This is a genomic window from Algisphaera agarilytica, from assembly GCF_014207595.1.
Lineage (GTDB): Bacteria > Planctomycetota > Phycisphaerae > Phycisphaerales > Phycisphaeraceae > Algisphaera > Algisphaera agarilytica.
Genome location: NZ_JACHGY010000001.1, coordinates 1,863,894 through 1,878,811, shown reverse-complemented (window position 1 = coordinate 1,878,811; position 14,918 = coordinate 1,863,894). Strand labels below are relative to the sequence as shown.

Below are 14,918 nucleotides of genomic sequence, written 5' to 3'. Positions count from 1 at the left end.
AACCCCCCGAACCCACCGAGCCGCCGCCGAACACCACGTAGCTCTCGCCCGCAGAGTTGTTGCCGTTGGGGTCGGCTGCGTTAGCCCCGATGATCAAGTCCGCCACCCCGTCACCGTTCACATCCCCCGCCGACGAAACCGAAGAGCCTGAAGCATCACCTATATCAATCCCGTTCAGGACAAAACCGTTGCTCCCGTCCAGCGAAGACAGGTCCAGCGAACCCCCCGAGCCCACCGAGCCGCCGCCGAACACCACGTAGCTCTCGCCCGCAGAGCTGTTGCCGTTGGGGTCGCCCCCGATTGCCCCGATGATCACGTCCGCCACCCCGTCACCGTTCACATCCCCCGCCGACGAAACCGACCGGCCTAAAAGGTCGCCGAAACTAATCCCGTTCAGGACAAAACCGTTGCTCCCGTTCAGCGAAGACAGGTCCAGCGAACCCCCCGAGCCCACCGAGCCGCCGCCGAATACCACGTAGCTCTCGCCCGCATTGTTGTTGCCGTTGGGGTCGGCTGCGTAAGCCCCGATGATCACGTCCGCCACCCCGTCACCGTTCACATCGCCCGCCGACGAAACCGACCAGCCCGACTCGTCACCACCATCAATCCCGTTCAAGACAAAACCGTTGCTCCCGTCCAGCGACGACAGGTCCAGCGAACCCCCCGAGCCCACCGAGCCGCCGCCGAACACCACGTAGCTCTCGCCCGCAGAGTTGTTGCCGTTGGGGTCCGCAGTACGTGCCCCGATGATCACGTCCGCCACCCCGTCACCGTTCACATCGCCCGCCGACGAAACCGACCAGCCTGACTGGTCAAAGCCATCAATCCCGTTCAGGACGAAACCGTTGCTCCCGTCCAGCGAAGACAGGTCGAACACCCCATCAAAAAACGAATCCTGCCCCGCCGCCTCACCGCCCGCCAGGGCCAGCACCGCAACCGCCACACCCATCCCGGCCCGACGGCCGATCTTTGAATCCTTCGCTGCTTTCATGACACCCTCCCACTCGCTGGATAGTAGATAAATGAAAAAACTCCAACCGGTCCAAACACACGAAACAAAGCACGGAAATCCGTGTAACCGGTGCCCCGCCGCGAGGACAGGGAGCTAATTTTTACAACACAAATGACCCTGAGATGCGAGTTCACCCTACGTTCGATCAGTACCCAACACAAGCAGATTCCGGGCATTCGTGAGTAAATTGTTTTTAAGGTGAAAAGTGGAGTCCGATGGACTTGGCCCCAACATCGCCAGCCCTCCCACCTTGTGATCCCATGCGTGATGCCAAACAACACGCTGCGATCCGTAAACGCTGCGTTTAGATCGCTATACGCCGCAGATCGACCCGTAAACTCGGCACCCCGAAGTCTGAACGCCGCGTTCAGACATCTATACAGCGTATTTAGAGGTCTAAACACCGGGTTTAGACATCGGAACGACGACCACGCGGGGCTAAACACCGCATTCAGATTTCGCTCCGCGGCGCATCGGTCACAGTTTTGGGGCGCCCAATCGATCGGAGTTGAACCTTCTGAGCCTTTCGGACTTCAGACCGGTCGAGAATACCGCCGCACGGAAGTTCATCACGCGGGTGGCGGTGTACTGCACCTACCAACAGCCGGGATCGTTGCGAAATCGCAATCCGGCGCGATGATCGTCTTGCGCGGGGTTCGACCTCCATAAGCATGTTCCCGGAATAGGGGTTTCCGCAATTGCTGAAGCGGCGGCTTGCAGCGATCGATAGGCCAGCAGAGCAACGATGCCGGGCGGGTGTTCGGTCGGCGGGGCGTGCTCGAACACAATCGCCATCCACGCCGGGGAACCACAAGCACTTCCGGGGCCGGGGATGGGAAAGGAGTTTTCTGATGGGAACCAACTACCTCCCAAGTCGAGAAGCAGAACTGTTGTCCTGGGCGTTGAATTTCAGCAACCTCGTCGAGGCCGATCCGCCGGCGTACGGGCTGACCGAGCCGCAGACCACCGCGTTTGGTGCGCAGGTCGTCGACTTCCAGCAGCGCTACAACGTCTGCCAGGACCCCGGCACCCGCACGCCGACCAAGGTGCAGGAGAAGAACGACGCCAAGAAAGGGCTGATCGCGGCGGCCCGTTCGCTGGTCCGGATTGTTCAGGGCTACCCGGGCACCTCCGACAGCATGCGGCGGGACCTGGACATCACGATCCGTGATATGGACCCGACGCCGGTGCCGGTGCCTGAGACGAGCCCGGAGCTGACGGTGGTGGTGGTGCAGGGCCGCAAGATCACGATCAAGCTGCGCAGCGCGGAGAACTCAGGCCGCGCACGGCCGAGTGGGGTCAAAGGTGCGACGCTCTACTACACCACCGGCGAAGACTACCCGCAAGACATCAACGCGTGGCACTTCAAAGGCATGCAGTCGCGGACCACGATCGAGGTGACGATCCCCGACACCGTGCCGGGCGGGACGAAGGTGTGGCTGACGGCTCAGTGGGCCAACACCAAACTTCAGAGCGGCCCGGCCTGCCCACCGGTCGAGACGCGGATCGCGGGCGGCCTGTCGCAGGCGGCATGAGCATTCCGCTCCGCGGCCTGACGGTTGGCGTAAGCCTTCAACAAACCTTGGCACCGTGACCGCGGTGCTGAGGGTTTTGGAAATCGTTCTATTACCGTTCCGGGAGTCCACCCATGTCTAATGTCATCCGTTACCAACCCGACGATTCGAACCACCTGCCGGTGTTGCCGACGCCGCGGGTTGAGATCAACATCCGCAGCGCCCGGCTGACCGACTTCGACTTTATCGATGACCTGCAGAAGCGACATAAAAACGGCGTCGGCTTCATGTGGGAAAAGGCGATCAAGGGGCACATCGAAAAGGGCAATGTGCTCGTTGCCGAGGCAACAAGAGGGACGAGGAACGAGGTATCAGGAACGAGTGAAGGCAGTACTCATCACTGTTCACTAGGTACTCATCACTCCGACCAATTCCCGGTCGGTTACGTGTTGGGGACGGACCGGTATCTGAAGCGGGATGAGCTGGGGATTATTTATCAGATGAACGTGGAGCCGGAGTTCCAGCGGTCGCTGGTGGCGGCGAACCTGCTCAAGGCAAAGTTTGAACGAAGCGCCTACGGGTGTCGGCTGTACTGCTGCTGGTGTGCGCAGGACCTGCCGGCTAACCGGTTCTGGGAGGCGATGGGGTTTGTGCCCCTGGCGTTTCGGACCGGCGGGGGACGGACGCGGAAGGCCGGGCCGCGGATGCACATCTTTTGGCAGAAGCGGATCCGGGAGGGGGACACGGGTGATGTGGCCAACGGCGGGACGGCGTATTGGTTCCCCAGCCTCACCGGTGCCGGGGCGATCGGCGAGGACCGCATTGTGCTGCCGATCCCGCCGGGGACGCATTGGAGCGATGCGAAGCCGATCGTGTTGCCCAATGGGCGAACGTCCGGGGGCCGGAATGAGGAGTGCGAGGACGAGGTGAAGCTGCTGGAGTCCGAGGTGCAGCGGCTTGAACGGCAGCGCAAGCAGGCGGTCAAGCAGAAGCAGGCCACGGCGGTGCGGAATGTTTTGCCGACGGATTCGATCGAGTCGGGGGCGTTGCGTTTTGGTGGGGCGGCTGAGCCGGTGGAGGTGACGCAGGCCAGGGAAGCCGCCGCGGCCGAGGTGGATGCCGAACTCAAGGCCGCGAAGCAGAAGGTGAAGGCGGCCAAGAAGAAGTTCGACCCCGCTCAGGAGGCGTTTGCCCGGGAACTCAAAGACCGTTGGTTAGAGCAGGTCCTCGCGGAGCCAAGGCTGTTGGCACCGACGCAGGAAAAATACAACGTAGCCCGGCAGATCGAAGCTAACCCGCCCATGGGGAACCTACAAGCTGCTCAAGGGATGGTACGAAACGTGCTGGAAGGCGAGGTCGAGGTTAAACGACTTGATGCGGCATAGGTCAGTCCACCGCCGAGGATCGTGAAACGCGAACAGGTCGCGGGCCTGTACCGGGCGGTGGGGCGGTATTCGAAGTTATAGGCTCCAACCCTATGCTGCATTCCAGTCACATCAGGCCTTGCCCGACGACGTAATTAATTAGCATCTTCGAGATCAACAACGTTGAATCCCGTACAAACCACGATGGAAGTAATCGTGCCTTCGGGGTACTCGCCGACCACGCGAACCGTCCCCCCGGGAACCTCTTGGCTCAGCCATTCGGTTTCGATTAATTGGCTATGACGCCCTGATGTCTTCGGGTAGGTCCGCTTAAAGACGACACATGACACTTTTTTCTTGCCCGCACGAACCCTGTCTTTAAAGTCAACGATCTCTGCCCGGATAGGTGTTTCATCCTTTCCGACGTTTTCACATTCCCACCCCACGGTGCCGGCGGGTAACCGGAAGAATTCGTGTTGGATCTTGCCGTAGAAATCTAACCGTACGTCAAACGCCGGCACATGCTTCTCAGCTTTTTGCGCGACCCACAAGACCAACCGCTGCTCGGCGTCATCGATCACCCGCTTGTACTCTCGCTCTTCGGCCTGCAGCGTGCGGCCCGGAACGACTCGGCGTACCGATGTAGTCTTGATCAACGTAAACCCCTGCTGCTCCGGGGATGCAGAAGCCACGGCAAATTCGTTTTGCTCGGGCGTAGACATGTCGACCAGAACAGCGCTGGGGAAGTTTGCACTGTCGTTGTCGTAAACGAACCGCACGAGCTTCTGCTTAATATTGAAATCCGGCGAACGCCCCTTCTTCAGATCATCGGGCTCATTGTAAAACGCCAACGTCGACCAAGACCCAAGCCCAAAACCAGACCAACTCGAATCCGCGTCGGCCTGAGCTTGGGGGGCATGAACCAGCCAAGCGTCAACCGTTTCGTCCGCCACAGTGTCGACGTTTAAGAGCAGCAGCCCAACCATCAAGAGGGCATGCCAACCGATCGTGGTTAATCCAATACGCGGAAGTCTAAGCATCAATGTCATCCGGAAAGGGTGTGTAACAACTATAGCTCAGATCGAGGTCGGGCTGCGACGATCACGAGACCCGTCACAGTAACTTGCCCTTTTACCTGAGGGGCAAGTTACTACCGTGTGGTGGGGCGGCATTCCAAAGAATGAGCACAGATAACATTCACACGTCCATACAACAGCCGGCCCACGGCGTTCACCATGGGCCGGTCAGAGTAATTTTCAGAATCAGCAACGGTCGAGCGGGCTAGCCGTTGGCCTTGCCTGCATACGCCAGCAACAAGTCTTCCACGGCCTGCTGGCCCGCTTGGCGGGCGATCGATAACGGCGTGTTGCCGTGGTCGTCGCGGTGGTTCACGTTGTAGCCCAGGTCGAGGATCTGGCGGACCGCCTCGACGTTGCCGGCTTCGATCAAATCGGTAAACCAGATGTAGCCTTCCCAACCGTTGGATAAGCGGATGTCCGCCCCGCGGTCGAGCACGAGTTGGAGTAGGGATGCGTTGCCGGAGCGGAACGCGTGGACGATCACGTGGTGGGCGCAAGCGCACTTGGCGTTGACGTCCAGCCCGGCGTCCAGGAACTTGCGCACCCGGTCCAGGTCGCCCTGCGAAGCGGCGTAGAGGTAGTCGGTCACGTCCGGGCTGGTGACGTGGTGCGATTCGAGCAGCTCAACCAACGCACGGTTGCCCTGGTAGCGGGCGACGGTCATCGCGTTGAACGAACTGGCGTGCCACGCGGCGGCCGGGTCGGCCCCGGCCTGGATCAGGCGACGCACCACACGCACGTCGCCCTGCTGCGCCGCGAGGTAGACCGGGGCTTGCTGCGCGGAATGGCTGGCCTCGTTGGCGCGGGCGAGCGTGGGGTCGGCGTCCAGCAACGCTTCGATCGCCTCCAGGTCACCCCGGCGGATCGCGGCGCCGAGATCGACCTCGACCCGACGGCGCTCGCTGAGCAAGGCGACGATGTCGTCGTGGCCGCGTTGCCTTGCGCCCTGCAGGCCGTCCCAATGCCACGCCCGGTCGAGGGCGCCGTGGTCCAACAATCGGCGGACCGCTTCGAGCTGACCCGATTCGATCGCGGCCTTCATCGGCGGACGGAACGTGTCGTAGCTTTCCCCGCCGTCGTACACGTGCTTGGCGTTCGCCCCGGCCCGCAGTGCGGCGTCGAGGTTCTTGAGGTCTCCGTTTGCGGCGGCTTGGATCAGGCGGTGCGTCGCGGCCAACCGCTGCTCGGCCTGGAGGGGTTCGATGTGGGCTTTGAGCATGGCCCAGTTGGCAAAGCCATACGTTCGCGCCAGCGTGTGCTGGGCCTGGGCGAGGGAGGACGCCCGCCCCTCTTTGACCATGGCTTTGGCCCGGTCCTTCAGGAAACGCAGGTTCGGACGGTCCGGCAACGATACAGACGATGTGGTCACGAGTGACCTCCTTCAGCAATGGTCGGGTGCCCGCGACTCACGACCCAAAAGGAGGACAAAGATGTAGACAAGAGGCAGGTGGGCTTAAAGCCCTTTCCGCGGGCGGGATGCGTTCTGCACGCAATTAAAAATTACCAGCATGGCGGGGCGGTGGCAATAGAAACTTGATCCCGACTTTACGCCGTAGATCGGGAAGCGCAAACAAGTCGCAGGCCTGTTCCGCGCAGTGGAGTGATGTTCGAAGAAGTAAGAACACCCCGGCGTACTGGCTTGCGCTTCCATTGATGATGCGTAACAAATGGTCAATACAAGTGAGTTACACTCTGCGGCATGAATCGCCCCAGAGTACTTCTCGTTGGCTTGGCTTCTTCGGCGGTCGATTACGACAAATGGCCGGACCTCTCCGTTGAAAAACTAGAGGCGGCCTTTGAGCAGGTTGCTTCTGAGGCCGCAAGCGCGGGGTTCGACGCCCGCTGGTGTTTAACGGATACGAGCGAAACAGCACCGCAGCAACTCAAGCAAGACCTTCTTGATTATTCACCCGATATCGTTTTGATAGGTGCGGGGGTCCGTACAGACCCGGACCTGTTGCTGCTGTTCGAGCGAATGATCAACGTTATCAGTCATGTTTGCCCGGCCAGCAAGATCGCTTTCAACTCATCGCCGTTCGATACGATTGAAGCTATTCAGAGGTGGGCCCGGTAGCCCCGTCTCGCGGCGCATAGGTCTTCACAACTCCTTAAAGCCATCCGTTATCTCCCGCAATAACCCTGAGGGTTAGGTCGTCTCGATCAACTCCAACACCCGCACGACCTCGGCGACGGACCAGGCTTGGGCGGGGCAGCCGCGGGGTTCGTGGATTCCGGTGAATCCGGCGTCGGCGTCGAAGATTTCGTGGAGTTGGCCGAGGCCTTGGTCGAGCAAGCGATCGATGAGTGGTTGCAGGACGGCGGTCGCCTCGGCTTTGGCTTTCTTGGAGAACTTGCCCGCACGCAGGACGCCCTCGGCGTAGGCGCCCATCGGCCAGGGCCAAACGGTGCCTTGGTGGTAGCTCTTGTCGCGGTCGTACTGCGGGCCGGCGTAGTGGGGGTGGTAGTTCGGGTCGTCGGCCGGGAGGGTGCGGAGGCCCGCAGAGGTGAGCAGCTGGTCCTTGATCGCGGCGAGCACGGCTTTGCGTTTCGCGGCGGGCAGCGGGGAGTTGGGCAGGCTGCAGGCGAAGACCATGTTGGGCCGGAGTGACAGGTCGGGCGTGCCATCCGGGCGAACGTGGTCGATCAGTCGGCCTAGGTCGTCGGACCAGAAGGTGCTGACGAACGAACGTTTGACTTGTTTGGCGAGCTTGGCGTAGGCGTCGCCGGCGTCGATCTCTTTGGCGGTGCCTTGTTGCAGGAGTTCGGCCAGGCCGACGAGGGCGTGGTACCACAGGGCGTTGATCTCGACGCACTTGCCGGGGCGGGGGGTGAAGACGGTGCCGCCGCAGGCCGCGTCCATCCAGGTGAGCTGGGAGTGGTCGTCGCCGGCGGCGATGAGGCCGTCGGCATCCATGGCGATGGGGATGGGGATGGGTCGGCCGTCGTGGCCCTGGGCGTTCGTGCCGGCGGCGTACGCATCGACGATGTCGGTCATCGCTTTGACCAGCCACTTGGGCGAGGTCTCGGACGCTTCGATGTAGGCGAGGCCCGCGACGACGTACCACAGCGAGGCGTCGACGGTGTTGTAGTGCGGCTCGTTGGTGTAGTCGTCGAAGCGGTTAGGGACGAGGCCGTCTTGGAGCGAGCTTGCGAAAGCACGGAGGGTATCGCGGGCGGCGGTGAGTCGTCCGGTGGAGAGCAGGAGGCCGGGCAGGGCGATGAAGGTGTCCCGGCCCCAGTCGGCGAACCAGGGGTAGCCGGCCATGATGGTGGTGAGCTTCTTGCTGCCGAGGGTGCGTTGGACCACGAAGTCGTCGGCGGCGATCGCGAGGGCGGTCGCGGCGACGGGTTGGTCGGCCAGCTCAGGGAGATACTCGAGGGCTTTCTTAATCCGTGTCGCCCGGCCGGGCTTGGCTTTGGGTTCGAGGGCCTTGCTGCCGAGGGCAACGGTGATCGACGCCTTGGCCAACTTGCCCTCGGTGCTGAGGGGCAAGTTGAAGTGGCCGGGGATGAAGTAGTCTTCGCGGTCGCCCTGGCCGCGGTAGGCATCGCGGGGGTAGGTGATGCCGTGCCACCAGTCGGGCTGCTCGGTGAATTTGCCGTCGGGGGAGTTGAAGGTGATTTCGGTTTCGCCTTGCGTGACCGAGAGTTTCTTGCCGTGCTTGGGGGATTTGAGGGCAAACTCGCCGGCGTTGCCGCGGGAGAGCAGGCTGTGGAAGTCGCGGAGGGTGAGCATCGGAGCGACGCGGAGCGTGGCGTCGCCGCCCAGGTTTTTCAGCCCGGCCACGCGGTAGTGGATCGTGATCGCCTGGGCTTTGTCGTGCAGGACGAGCTCGCGTTCGACGGTGACCTTGCCCCACTGGTAGGTCCACTGCACGGTCAGGCCACGCTTGAACTCGGCGATGGATTGATGGCCCTGCGGGGCGTGAACGAGTTGTTCATCATCGCCACGGAAGAGGCAGCTACCCAGTTCGACGTGTTGCTCGGCGTCGTCGCTTCCGGGGGCTTTGAGGATGAGTTGGTCGAAGACCTGGTTGAGCGCCAGCACGCGTCCGACGGGCGGGGAGGCGGCGGCGATGAGCAGGCCGTGGTACCGGCGGGTGTTGCAGCCGAGCGCGGTGCCCATGCTGAAAGCGCCGGTGCCGTTGGTCAGCAGCCATTCGCGTTGGAGGAGGGTGTCGGTGTTGACGCTTTCGCCATCGAGGGCGAGCGTGTGGGTGGTGGTGGTTTTGTCCATGATGAGGCCATCATAGCCCGCGGTTCACGGCTTGAAGCGGTCCCGGGCGTCCTCAACAGTTTCAAACAATTCGAGCATCCGGCCCATGTTGGCCAGGGTGAACGACTGCATGATGTTGGCGTTGGGGATCGCGATGTGCAGCTGCCCGCCGGCGGACATAAATCGTTTGCGGATCATGATCAGCATGCCCATCCCGCCCGACGGGACGAACTCGACGCCGGTGGTGTCGACCAGGAGTTTGGGGCGAACTTCGGGGAGCTGGTTGGACAACTCGAACAGTTCCCGCACCGCGACGCCGTCGAACTTCCCGCCAGGGAAGGTGACGTGGGCGAGCTCGCCGACGATTTCGCAGTGGAGGTGGGTGAAGGGGTCCATGGGAGTTGGGCAGTGGGCAGTGGGCGGTGGGCGGTGGGGTTTGGGTAATGGGGCGCGAGCAAAGTTTAGCGGGTGAGGGTTTGGTGGTGATTCATGCGTTCGTAGCTTCAAGCAGGCGGTGTACTCGATCGCTTCCACGCCATCGCTTGCGTCTTCCCCACTGCCCAAACCCCATTGCCCACTGCCTATTTCCCACCCCGCTGCCGCGCCAGCTCAAACCCCAACACCGACACCGCCGCGACGGTGCCCAGCGCGTATTCGAACGGTCGGCCGTAGGGGATCTGCACGACTTGGTCCGCCTGGTTGAGGAACGACCGCTTCACACCCCGCTTCTCGCCGCCGATGAGCAGGAACAACGGCTTCGTCAGGTCCACGTCGTACAAAGGCACCGCTTCGTGCGTCTCCGCCGCTGCAGCGACGACCACGCCCTTGGCTTTGAAAAACTCGGCCGCCTCTTCGGGCGTCTCCGCCAAGGCGATCGGCATGAACTCGCTGGTGCCCGCCGAGGAGCGGGCGATGATCGACGGGGCTTCGCCGTCCGCCATCGCCCAGTTGCGGGGCCGAACCACGACGCCGTGACAGCCCGCGGCGTAGAGCGAGCGGATCGACTGGCCGAAGTTGAACGGGTCCTCGACGCCGTCGAGCATCACGAAGAACGACCGCTCGCTGCCGGAGTGGGCGAGCAATTCATCCAGCGTGAGGAACGTCCGTGGGCCGACCTCCGCGACCACGCCGCCGTGTTTGTCGTGGCCGACGCGGGCGTCAAGCTCTTGGCGGCTCAGGGGCGTGAGCTCGATCCGCCGGGCCTTGGCGGCACGACGCACGGGCTCGATCTTGCGGTAGTCCATGTCGGCATCGACCCACACGCCGGCCACCTCCCGCGTCCCCGCCGAAAGCCCCGCTTCCACGGCGATCGCGCCGAGCAAGAATGTCTGGTTTTGCGAACTTTCGGGGGTATCGTGTGTGTCCATTGGTCGACTCCGTGCGGTGTTTCGAGCGTCACATCGTAGTCACTGCACCAAACCCTGCTTACCCCGGAACCCCGCCATGAAGTTCGAGCCCACCTTCGACTCCCTCCAGCAATACACCTGCCCCGATTGGTTCCGCGATGCGAAGTTCGGCATCTGGGCCCACTGGGGCCCCCAAGGCGTGCCCATGGCCGGCGACTGGTACGCCCGCAACATGTACAAGCCCGGCGACCCCGCCTACGAGCACCACCTCAAGCACTACGGCCACCCCTCAGAGTTTGGCTTCAAAGACATCCTCCCGCTTTGGACCTGCGAGAACTTCGACGCCCAGGACCTGATGCAACGCTACAAGAAAGCCGGCGCCAAGTACTTCACTTCCATGGGCGTGCACCACGACAACTTCGACCTGTGGAACTCCAAGCACCACAAGTGGAACGCGGTCAACATCGGCCCCAAGCGCGACATCGTCGGCGAGTTCCGCGACGCCGCCCGCGACCAAGGCCTCTACTTCGGCGTCACCGAACACCTCGAGCGCTCCTACAACTGGTTCAACACCAACAAAGGCAGCGACAAGGAAGGCCCCAAGGCCGGCGTGCCCTACGACGGCAACAACCCCGAGCTCGAAGACTTCTACTTCCCGCCCCACGACGACACCAACTTTCAATACCCCCTCGACCCGCCGGCGTGGTGGGCTAAGCAGTGGCACGACCGCATCAACGACCTGGTCGACCAGTACGACCCCGACCTGCTCTACACCGACGGCGCGATCCCCTTCGGCGAGGTCGGCCGATCGATGCTCGCCCACTTCTACAACCGCAACATCGAACGCCGCGGCGGCAAGCTCGAAGCGGTCTACAACCTCAAGAGCTACCACGAGTCCGCCCGCGACCACGCCCAGCCCGGCCCCGCGCTCGATGCCGAGGGCAACCCCATCGGCGGCCACGGCGATTACGTCGAAGGCATCGGCATCCTCGACCTCGAACGCGGCGGCGTCGATCGCATTTGGCCCGACCCCTGGCAGACCGATACCTGCGTCGGCGGCTGGTACTACAAGCAAGGCCTGACCTACAAGTCGCCGCAACTGATCGTCCACATGCTCGCCGACATCGTCAGCAAGAACGGCAACCTCCTGCTCAACTTCCCCGGCCAAACCGACGGCACCCTCGACGCCGAATGCCTCGCCATCCTCGACGCCCTCGCCGACTGGTTCGCCGTCAACGGCGAAGCCATCTACGGCACCCGCCCCTGGACCCAATACGGCCAAGGCAAAGACTTCCCCACCGGCGACTTCGCCGAGCCCGACCAGTCCCCCCTCGGCGACGGCGACTACCGCTTCGTCACCAAGGGCGACCACACCCTCTACGCCATCGCCATGGGTTGGCCGGAGGACGGAAGCGCTTCCGGGGGCCGCACCTTCCACCTCACCGCGGTGAAAGACCGCGTGGCGAACGTCGAACTCCTCGGCCACGCCGGCCCGCTCGAATGGTCGCAAGACGACAACGGCGTGAAAATCACCGCCCCCGACACGAAGCCCTGCGATTTGGCGTACAGCCTGAAACTCACACTGTCGTAAAACCGCAGACCTCGACCAGGGCCGTGTAGCGGCCCGGCTAGAAATACCTCAATAACTCCACCCCCAACCCGCCTAGTCACCCAAAGCCTCACACAGATCAACATCGCGGCGTGCGCCGCGATGGCCTGACGGAGTTAGGGGTCGAACATGGGGTGTTGGTGCGCCGTTATGAAGCCCGTCGACGCGGCGCTGGGCTTAGCACCATGTAGGTCAGGTCTTCGACCTGACGCAAGTCATCGTGTAGTTCGTGTCAGGTCGAAGACCTGGCCTACTTCAATTAATCACTGGACGACCGTTTGAAGAAAGCCGCAGCAAAGTGTGTACTCAACTCCTGAAGTAGTTCTTCGTCTTGATCGCTAATCTCAGGATTCCCCCAAACAAACACAACAACAAGCGGTCGAGATTCGATTGAACGAATACTGGCAAATGGCTGCGGGTGAGTGGTTGCTTGACGCACTAAGTCTGACTGCTCAAGTGATTGAATAAATAAATCAGCTACTTCGTTGTCTACCGATCGATCCTTGCCTGCCAAATACAATGTCGAAATCGACAATTGGCCATTCGTGTAAAACTGACCAAGGCCCGCTCCGTCACTTGAAGTCAATTTAGTTTCTATGTGATTTAATTCCTGACCCCATGAAGTCGCAGGAAAATTATCACCGAATTGATTTAAAAATGTGACGCCTGCCTCGACCCATATCGGAGATAGGCTGCTCATCTCCCAAAAACCACGGCCAACTTCTTCACCGGTCAAGGTATAGGCGGCAACGTTAAATCCGGAAATTTGATTATCCATAATTACCTATGCCCCAGCCTTCGCCTTATCCTTCGCCGACCGTGCCTCGCGTCGCCGCATCGACTCTTGCAGAGTCCGCTTGCGTAGCCGGATGTTTTCGGGAGTCACCTCAACCAACTCGTCCTCGGCGATGTATTCCAAGCAAGCCTCGAGCGACATCTCTTTGGCGGGCTTGATCTGCATGTTGTCGTCTTTGCCGCCGCGGGTGCGGACGGCGGTGAGTTGTTTGGACTTGATGGGGTTGGCGATGATGTCGTTGTCTTTGCAGTGTTCGCCGATGACCTGGCCTTCGTAGACCTGGTCGCCCGGCTTGACGAAGAAGAAGCCGCGGTCGTAGAGGCCGTGGAGGGCGTAGGGGGTGACCTGGCCGGTGTCGCTGGCGATGATGACGCCGGCGGGGCGTTTGGGCACGTCGCCGCGCATCGGCTCGTATCGGAGCAGGTTGTGGTGCATGACGGCTCGGCCCTGGGTGGCGGTGAGCATCCGGGTCCGCATGCCGATCAGGCCGCGGGCGGGGATGGTGAACTCCATGTGGATGTAGTCGCCGGCCCCGGCCTTGGGGTCCATGCTGACGATCTCGGCCTTGCGGTTCGTGACCAGGCTCATCACGTCGTTCTGGCACTCGGCGGGGCAGTCGACGACGAGCTGTTCGATGGGCTCGCAGAGCTTGCCGGCGTGGTCGCCGTCTTCAGGACGCTTGAGGATCACCTCGGGCTTGCCGACCTGGAGCTCGTAGCCCTCGCGGCGCATGGTTTCGAGGAGCACGCCCAGGTGCATCATGCCCCGGCCCGACACCTTGAACTCGTCGCCGCCGTCGCCCCGCTCAACGCGGAGCGCGACGTTGGACTGCAGCTCTTTCTGCAGGCGGTCGTAGACCTGGCGGGACGTGACGAACTCGCCTTCGCGGCCAGCGAAGGGCGAGTCGTTGACACGGAAGGTCATGGTCAGTGTCGGCTCGTCGATCTCGACGGCGGGCAGAGCTTCGGGGCGGTCGGGGCAGGCGATGGTGTCGCCGATGTCGATCGGGTCGAGGCCGACCACGGCGCAGATGTCGCCGGCGATGACCTGGGGGACTTCTTTCTGTTTGAGGCCGTCGAAGGCATTGAGCTTCAGGATCTTCTGCTGCTTGCCTTCGCCGGCCCGGTTGATGACGGTGACCTGCTGCCCGGCGTTGATCCGCCCGGCGGTCACACGGCCCACGGCGATCCGGCCGACGTAGTCGGAGTATTGGATCGTGGTGACCATCATTTGCAGCGGGGCGGCGAGCGCTTCGACGCCCGAGGCGAAGCCGGCAGCGGCGCCACGCGATGAGCCCTCGGCGTACGGCGCGGGGACGTGTTCGAGGATCGCCGAGTAGAGCGCCAGCATGTTGTCGGGGTGCTCGGCCCCGTTCATGCCGGCCTTCTCGAGGTCGTCCGACGCCCAGCCGTTCTTGGCTGAGCTGTAAACGATCGGGAAGTCCAGCGCATCATCGGGCGCATCCAGCTCGGCGAGCAGGTCGAAGACTTCGTTGATGACGTCTTCGGGCCGGGCGTTGGGCTTGTCGATCTTGTTGATGACCACGACGGGCTTGAGGCCGATGGCCAGGGCTTTCTGGAGCACGAAGCGGGTCTGGGGCATCGGGCCCTCGAAGGCGTCGACCACGAGCAGGCAGCCGTCGGCCATGTTGAGGACGCGTTCGACCTCGCCGCCGAAGTCGGCGTGGCCCGGCGTGTCGATCAGGTTGATCTTGTAGTCGGCCCCGTCGGTGTGGCGGTAGTTCACAGCACAGTTCTTGGCGGTGATGGTGATGCCGCGCTCGCGCTCGAGGTCGCCGGTGTCCATGATGAGGTTGTGCTGGCCGCCGGCGAGCTTGTCGAGATCCTCGGTGCGGAACATGCCCGACTGGTAGAGCAGCTGGTCAGTGAGCGTGGTCTTGCCGTGGTCGACGTGGGCAATGATCGCGACGTTTCGGAGGTGGTTCTGGGCCATGGTGGGGGTTTCCGGGGGGCCGGGGTGTT

The 14,918-nt window shown here is 62.4% G+C and carries 11 protein-coding genes and 1 pseudogene; 4 read left to right on the top strand and 8 right to left on the bottom strand.

Annotation, left to right across the window (positions count from 1 at the left end; genetic code table 11):
• Positions 1–949, bottom strand: a pseudogene (locus HNQ40_RS07910) (hypothetical protein); the annotation flags it as partial.
• 914 nt (positions 950–1,863) lie between these two features.
• On the opposite strand from HNQ40_RS07910, the gene HNQ40_RS07905 reads away from it, so the two are divergent.
• Both HNQ40_RS07905 and HNQ40_RS07900 read left to right on the top strand, forming a co-directional pair.
• Positions 1,864–2,547 carry a hypothetical protein gene (locus HNQ40_RS07905; protein WP_184677337.1) on the top strand — a complete coding sequence of 228 codons (684 nt, stop codon included), beginning with the start codon at positions 1,864–1,866 and terminating at the stop codon, positions 2,545–2,547.
• Positions 2,548–2,660: 113 nt separating this feature from the next.
• Positions 2,661–3,911, top strand: coding sequence for a GNAT family N-acetyltransferase (locus HNQ40_RS07900; protein ID WP_184677336.1), 1,251 nt, complete (start codon positions 2,661–2,663; stop codon positions 3,909–3,911).
• A gap of 134 nt (positions 3,912–4,045) precedes the next feature.
• On the opposite strand, the gene HNQ40_RS07895 is transcribed toward HNQ40_RS07900, so the two are convergent.
• Both HNQ40_RS07895 and HNQ40_RS07890 read right to left on the bottom strand, forming a co-directional pair.
• Positions 4,046–4,939 carry a hypothetical protein gene (locus HNQ40_RS07895; RefSeq protein WP_184677335.1) on the bottom strand — a complete coding sequence of 298 codons (894 nt, stop codon included), beginning with the start codon at positions 4,937–4,939 and terminating at the stop codon, positions 4,046–4,048.
• 232 nt (positions 4,940–5,171) lie between these two features.
• On the bottom strand, positions 5,172–6,338 hold the full coding sequence (locus tag HNQ40_RS07890; protein WP_184677334.1) for an ankyrin repeat domain-containing protein: 1,167 nt from the start codon (positions 6,336–6,338) through the stop codon (positions 5,172–5,174).
• A gap of 330 nt (positions 6,339–6,668) precedes the next feature.
• On the opposite strand from HNQ40_RS07890, the gene HNQ40_RS07885 reads away from it, so the two are divergent.
• On the top strand, positions 6,669–7,043 hold the full coding sequence (locus tag HNQ40_RS07885) for a hypothetical protein (protein WP_184677333.1): 375 nt from the start codon (positions 6,669–6,671) through the stop codon (positions 7,041–7,043).
• Between the two features lie 72 nt (positions 7,044–7,115).
• On the opposite strand, the gene HNQ40_RS07880 is transcribed toward HNQ40_RS07885, so the two are convergent.
• The 3 genes from HNQ40_RS07880 to HNQ40_RS07870 form a co-directional block, all read right to left on the bottom strand.
• Positions 7,116–9,206 (bottom strand): amylo-alpha-1,6-glucosidase, encoded by a 2,091-nt coding sequence (locus tag HNQ40_RS07880; protein WP_184677332.1) that lies wholly within the window; start codon positions 9,204–9,206, stop codon positions 7,116–7,118.
• 24 nt (positions 9,207–9,230) lie between these two features.
• The gene (locus HNQ40_RS07875) at positions 9,231–9,581 is read right to left on the bottom strand and encodes an STAS domain-containing protein (RefSeq protein ID WP_184677331.1); all 351 of its coding nucleotides are present in this window, start codon (positions 9,579–9,581) and stop codon (positions 9,231–9,233) included.
• Between the two features lie 185 nt (positions 9,582–9,766).
• Positions 9,767–10,552: a TrmH family RNA methyltransferase gene (locus tag HNQ40_RS07870; protein ID WP_184677330.1), complete on the bottom strand. Its 786-nt coding sequence runs from the start codon at positions 10,550–10,552 to the stop codon at positions 9,767–9,769.
• Between the two features lie 76 nt (positions 10,553–10,628).
• On the opposite strand from HNQ40_RS07870, the gene HNQ40_RS07865 reads away from it, so the two are divergent.
• Positions 10,629–12,122: an alpha-L-fucosidase gene (locus HNQ40_RS07865; protein ID WP_184677329.1), complete on the top strand. Its 1,494-nt coding sequence runs from the start codon at positions 10,629–10,631 to the stop codon at positions 12,120–12,122.
• Positions 12,123–12,399: 277 nt separating this feature from the next.
• Here the strand turns inward: HNQ40_RS07865 and HNQ40_RS07860 are convergent, their stop codons facing one another.
• A complete protein-coding gene (locus HNQ40_RS07860) occupies positions 12,400–12,918 on the bottom strand; it encodes a hypothetical protein (protein WP_184677328.1) in 519 nt (172 codons plus the stop codon).
• Positions 12,919–12,924: 6 nt separating this feature from the next.
• Positions 12,925–14,889 carry a translational GTPase TypA gene (gene typA / locus HNQ40_RS07855; protein WP_184677327.1) on the bottom strand — a complete coding sequence of 655 codons (1,965 nt, stop codon included), beginning with the start codon at positions 14,887–14,889 and terminating at the stop codon, positions 12,925–12,927.
• Positions 14,890–14,918: the final 29 nt, after the last annotated feature.

Bases quoted from the DNA above. Each gene is read 5' to 3' on its own strand.
- HNQ40_RS07905 (WP_184677337.1), top strand. From the start codon at position 1,864: ATGGGAACCAACTACCTCCCAAGTCGAGAAGCAGAACTGTTGTCCTGG.
- HNQ40_RS07900 (WP_184677336.1), top strand. From the start codon at position 2,661: ATGTCTAATGTCATCCGTTACCAACCCGACGATTCGAACCACCTGCCG.
- HNQ40_RS07895 (WP_184677335.1), bottom strand. From the start codon at position 4,939: ATGACATTGATGCTTAGACTTCCGCGTATTGGATTAACCACGATCGGT.
- HNQ40_RS07885 (WP_184677333.1), top strand. From the start codon at position 6,669: ATGAATCGCCCCAGAGTACTTCTCGTTGGCTTGGCTTCTTCGGCGGTC.
- HNQ40_RS07880 (WP_184677332.1), bottom strand. From the start codon at position 9,206: ATGGACAAAACCACCACCACCCACACGCTCGCCCTCGATGGCGAAAGC.
- HNQ40_RS07875 (WP_184677331.1), bottom strand. From the start codon at position 9,581: ATGGACCCCTTCACCCACCTCCACTGCGAAATCGTCGGCGAGCTCGCC.
- HNQ40_RS07870 (WP_184677330.1), bottom strand. From the start codon at position 10,552: ATGGACACACACGATACCCCCGAAAGTTCGCAAAACCAGACATTCTTG.
- HNQ40_RS07865 (WP_184677329.1), top strand. From the start codon at position 10,629: ATGAAGTTCGAGCCCACCTTCGACTCCCTCCAGCAATACACCTGCCCC.
- HNQ40_RS07860 (WP_184677328.1), bottom strand. From the start codon at position 12,918: ATGGATAATCAAATTTCCGGATTTAACGTTGCCGCCTATACCTTGACC.
- typA (WP_184677327.1), bottom strand. From the start codon at position 14,889: ATGGCCCAGAACCACCTCCGAAACGTCGCGATCATTGCCCACGTCGAC.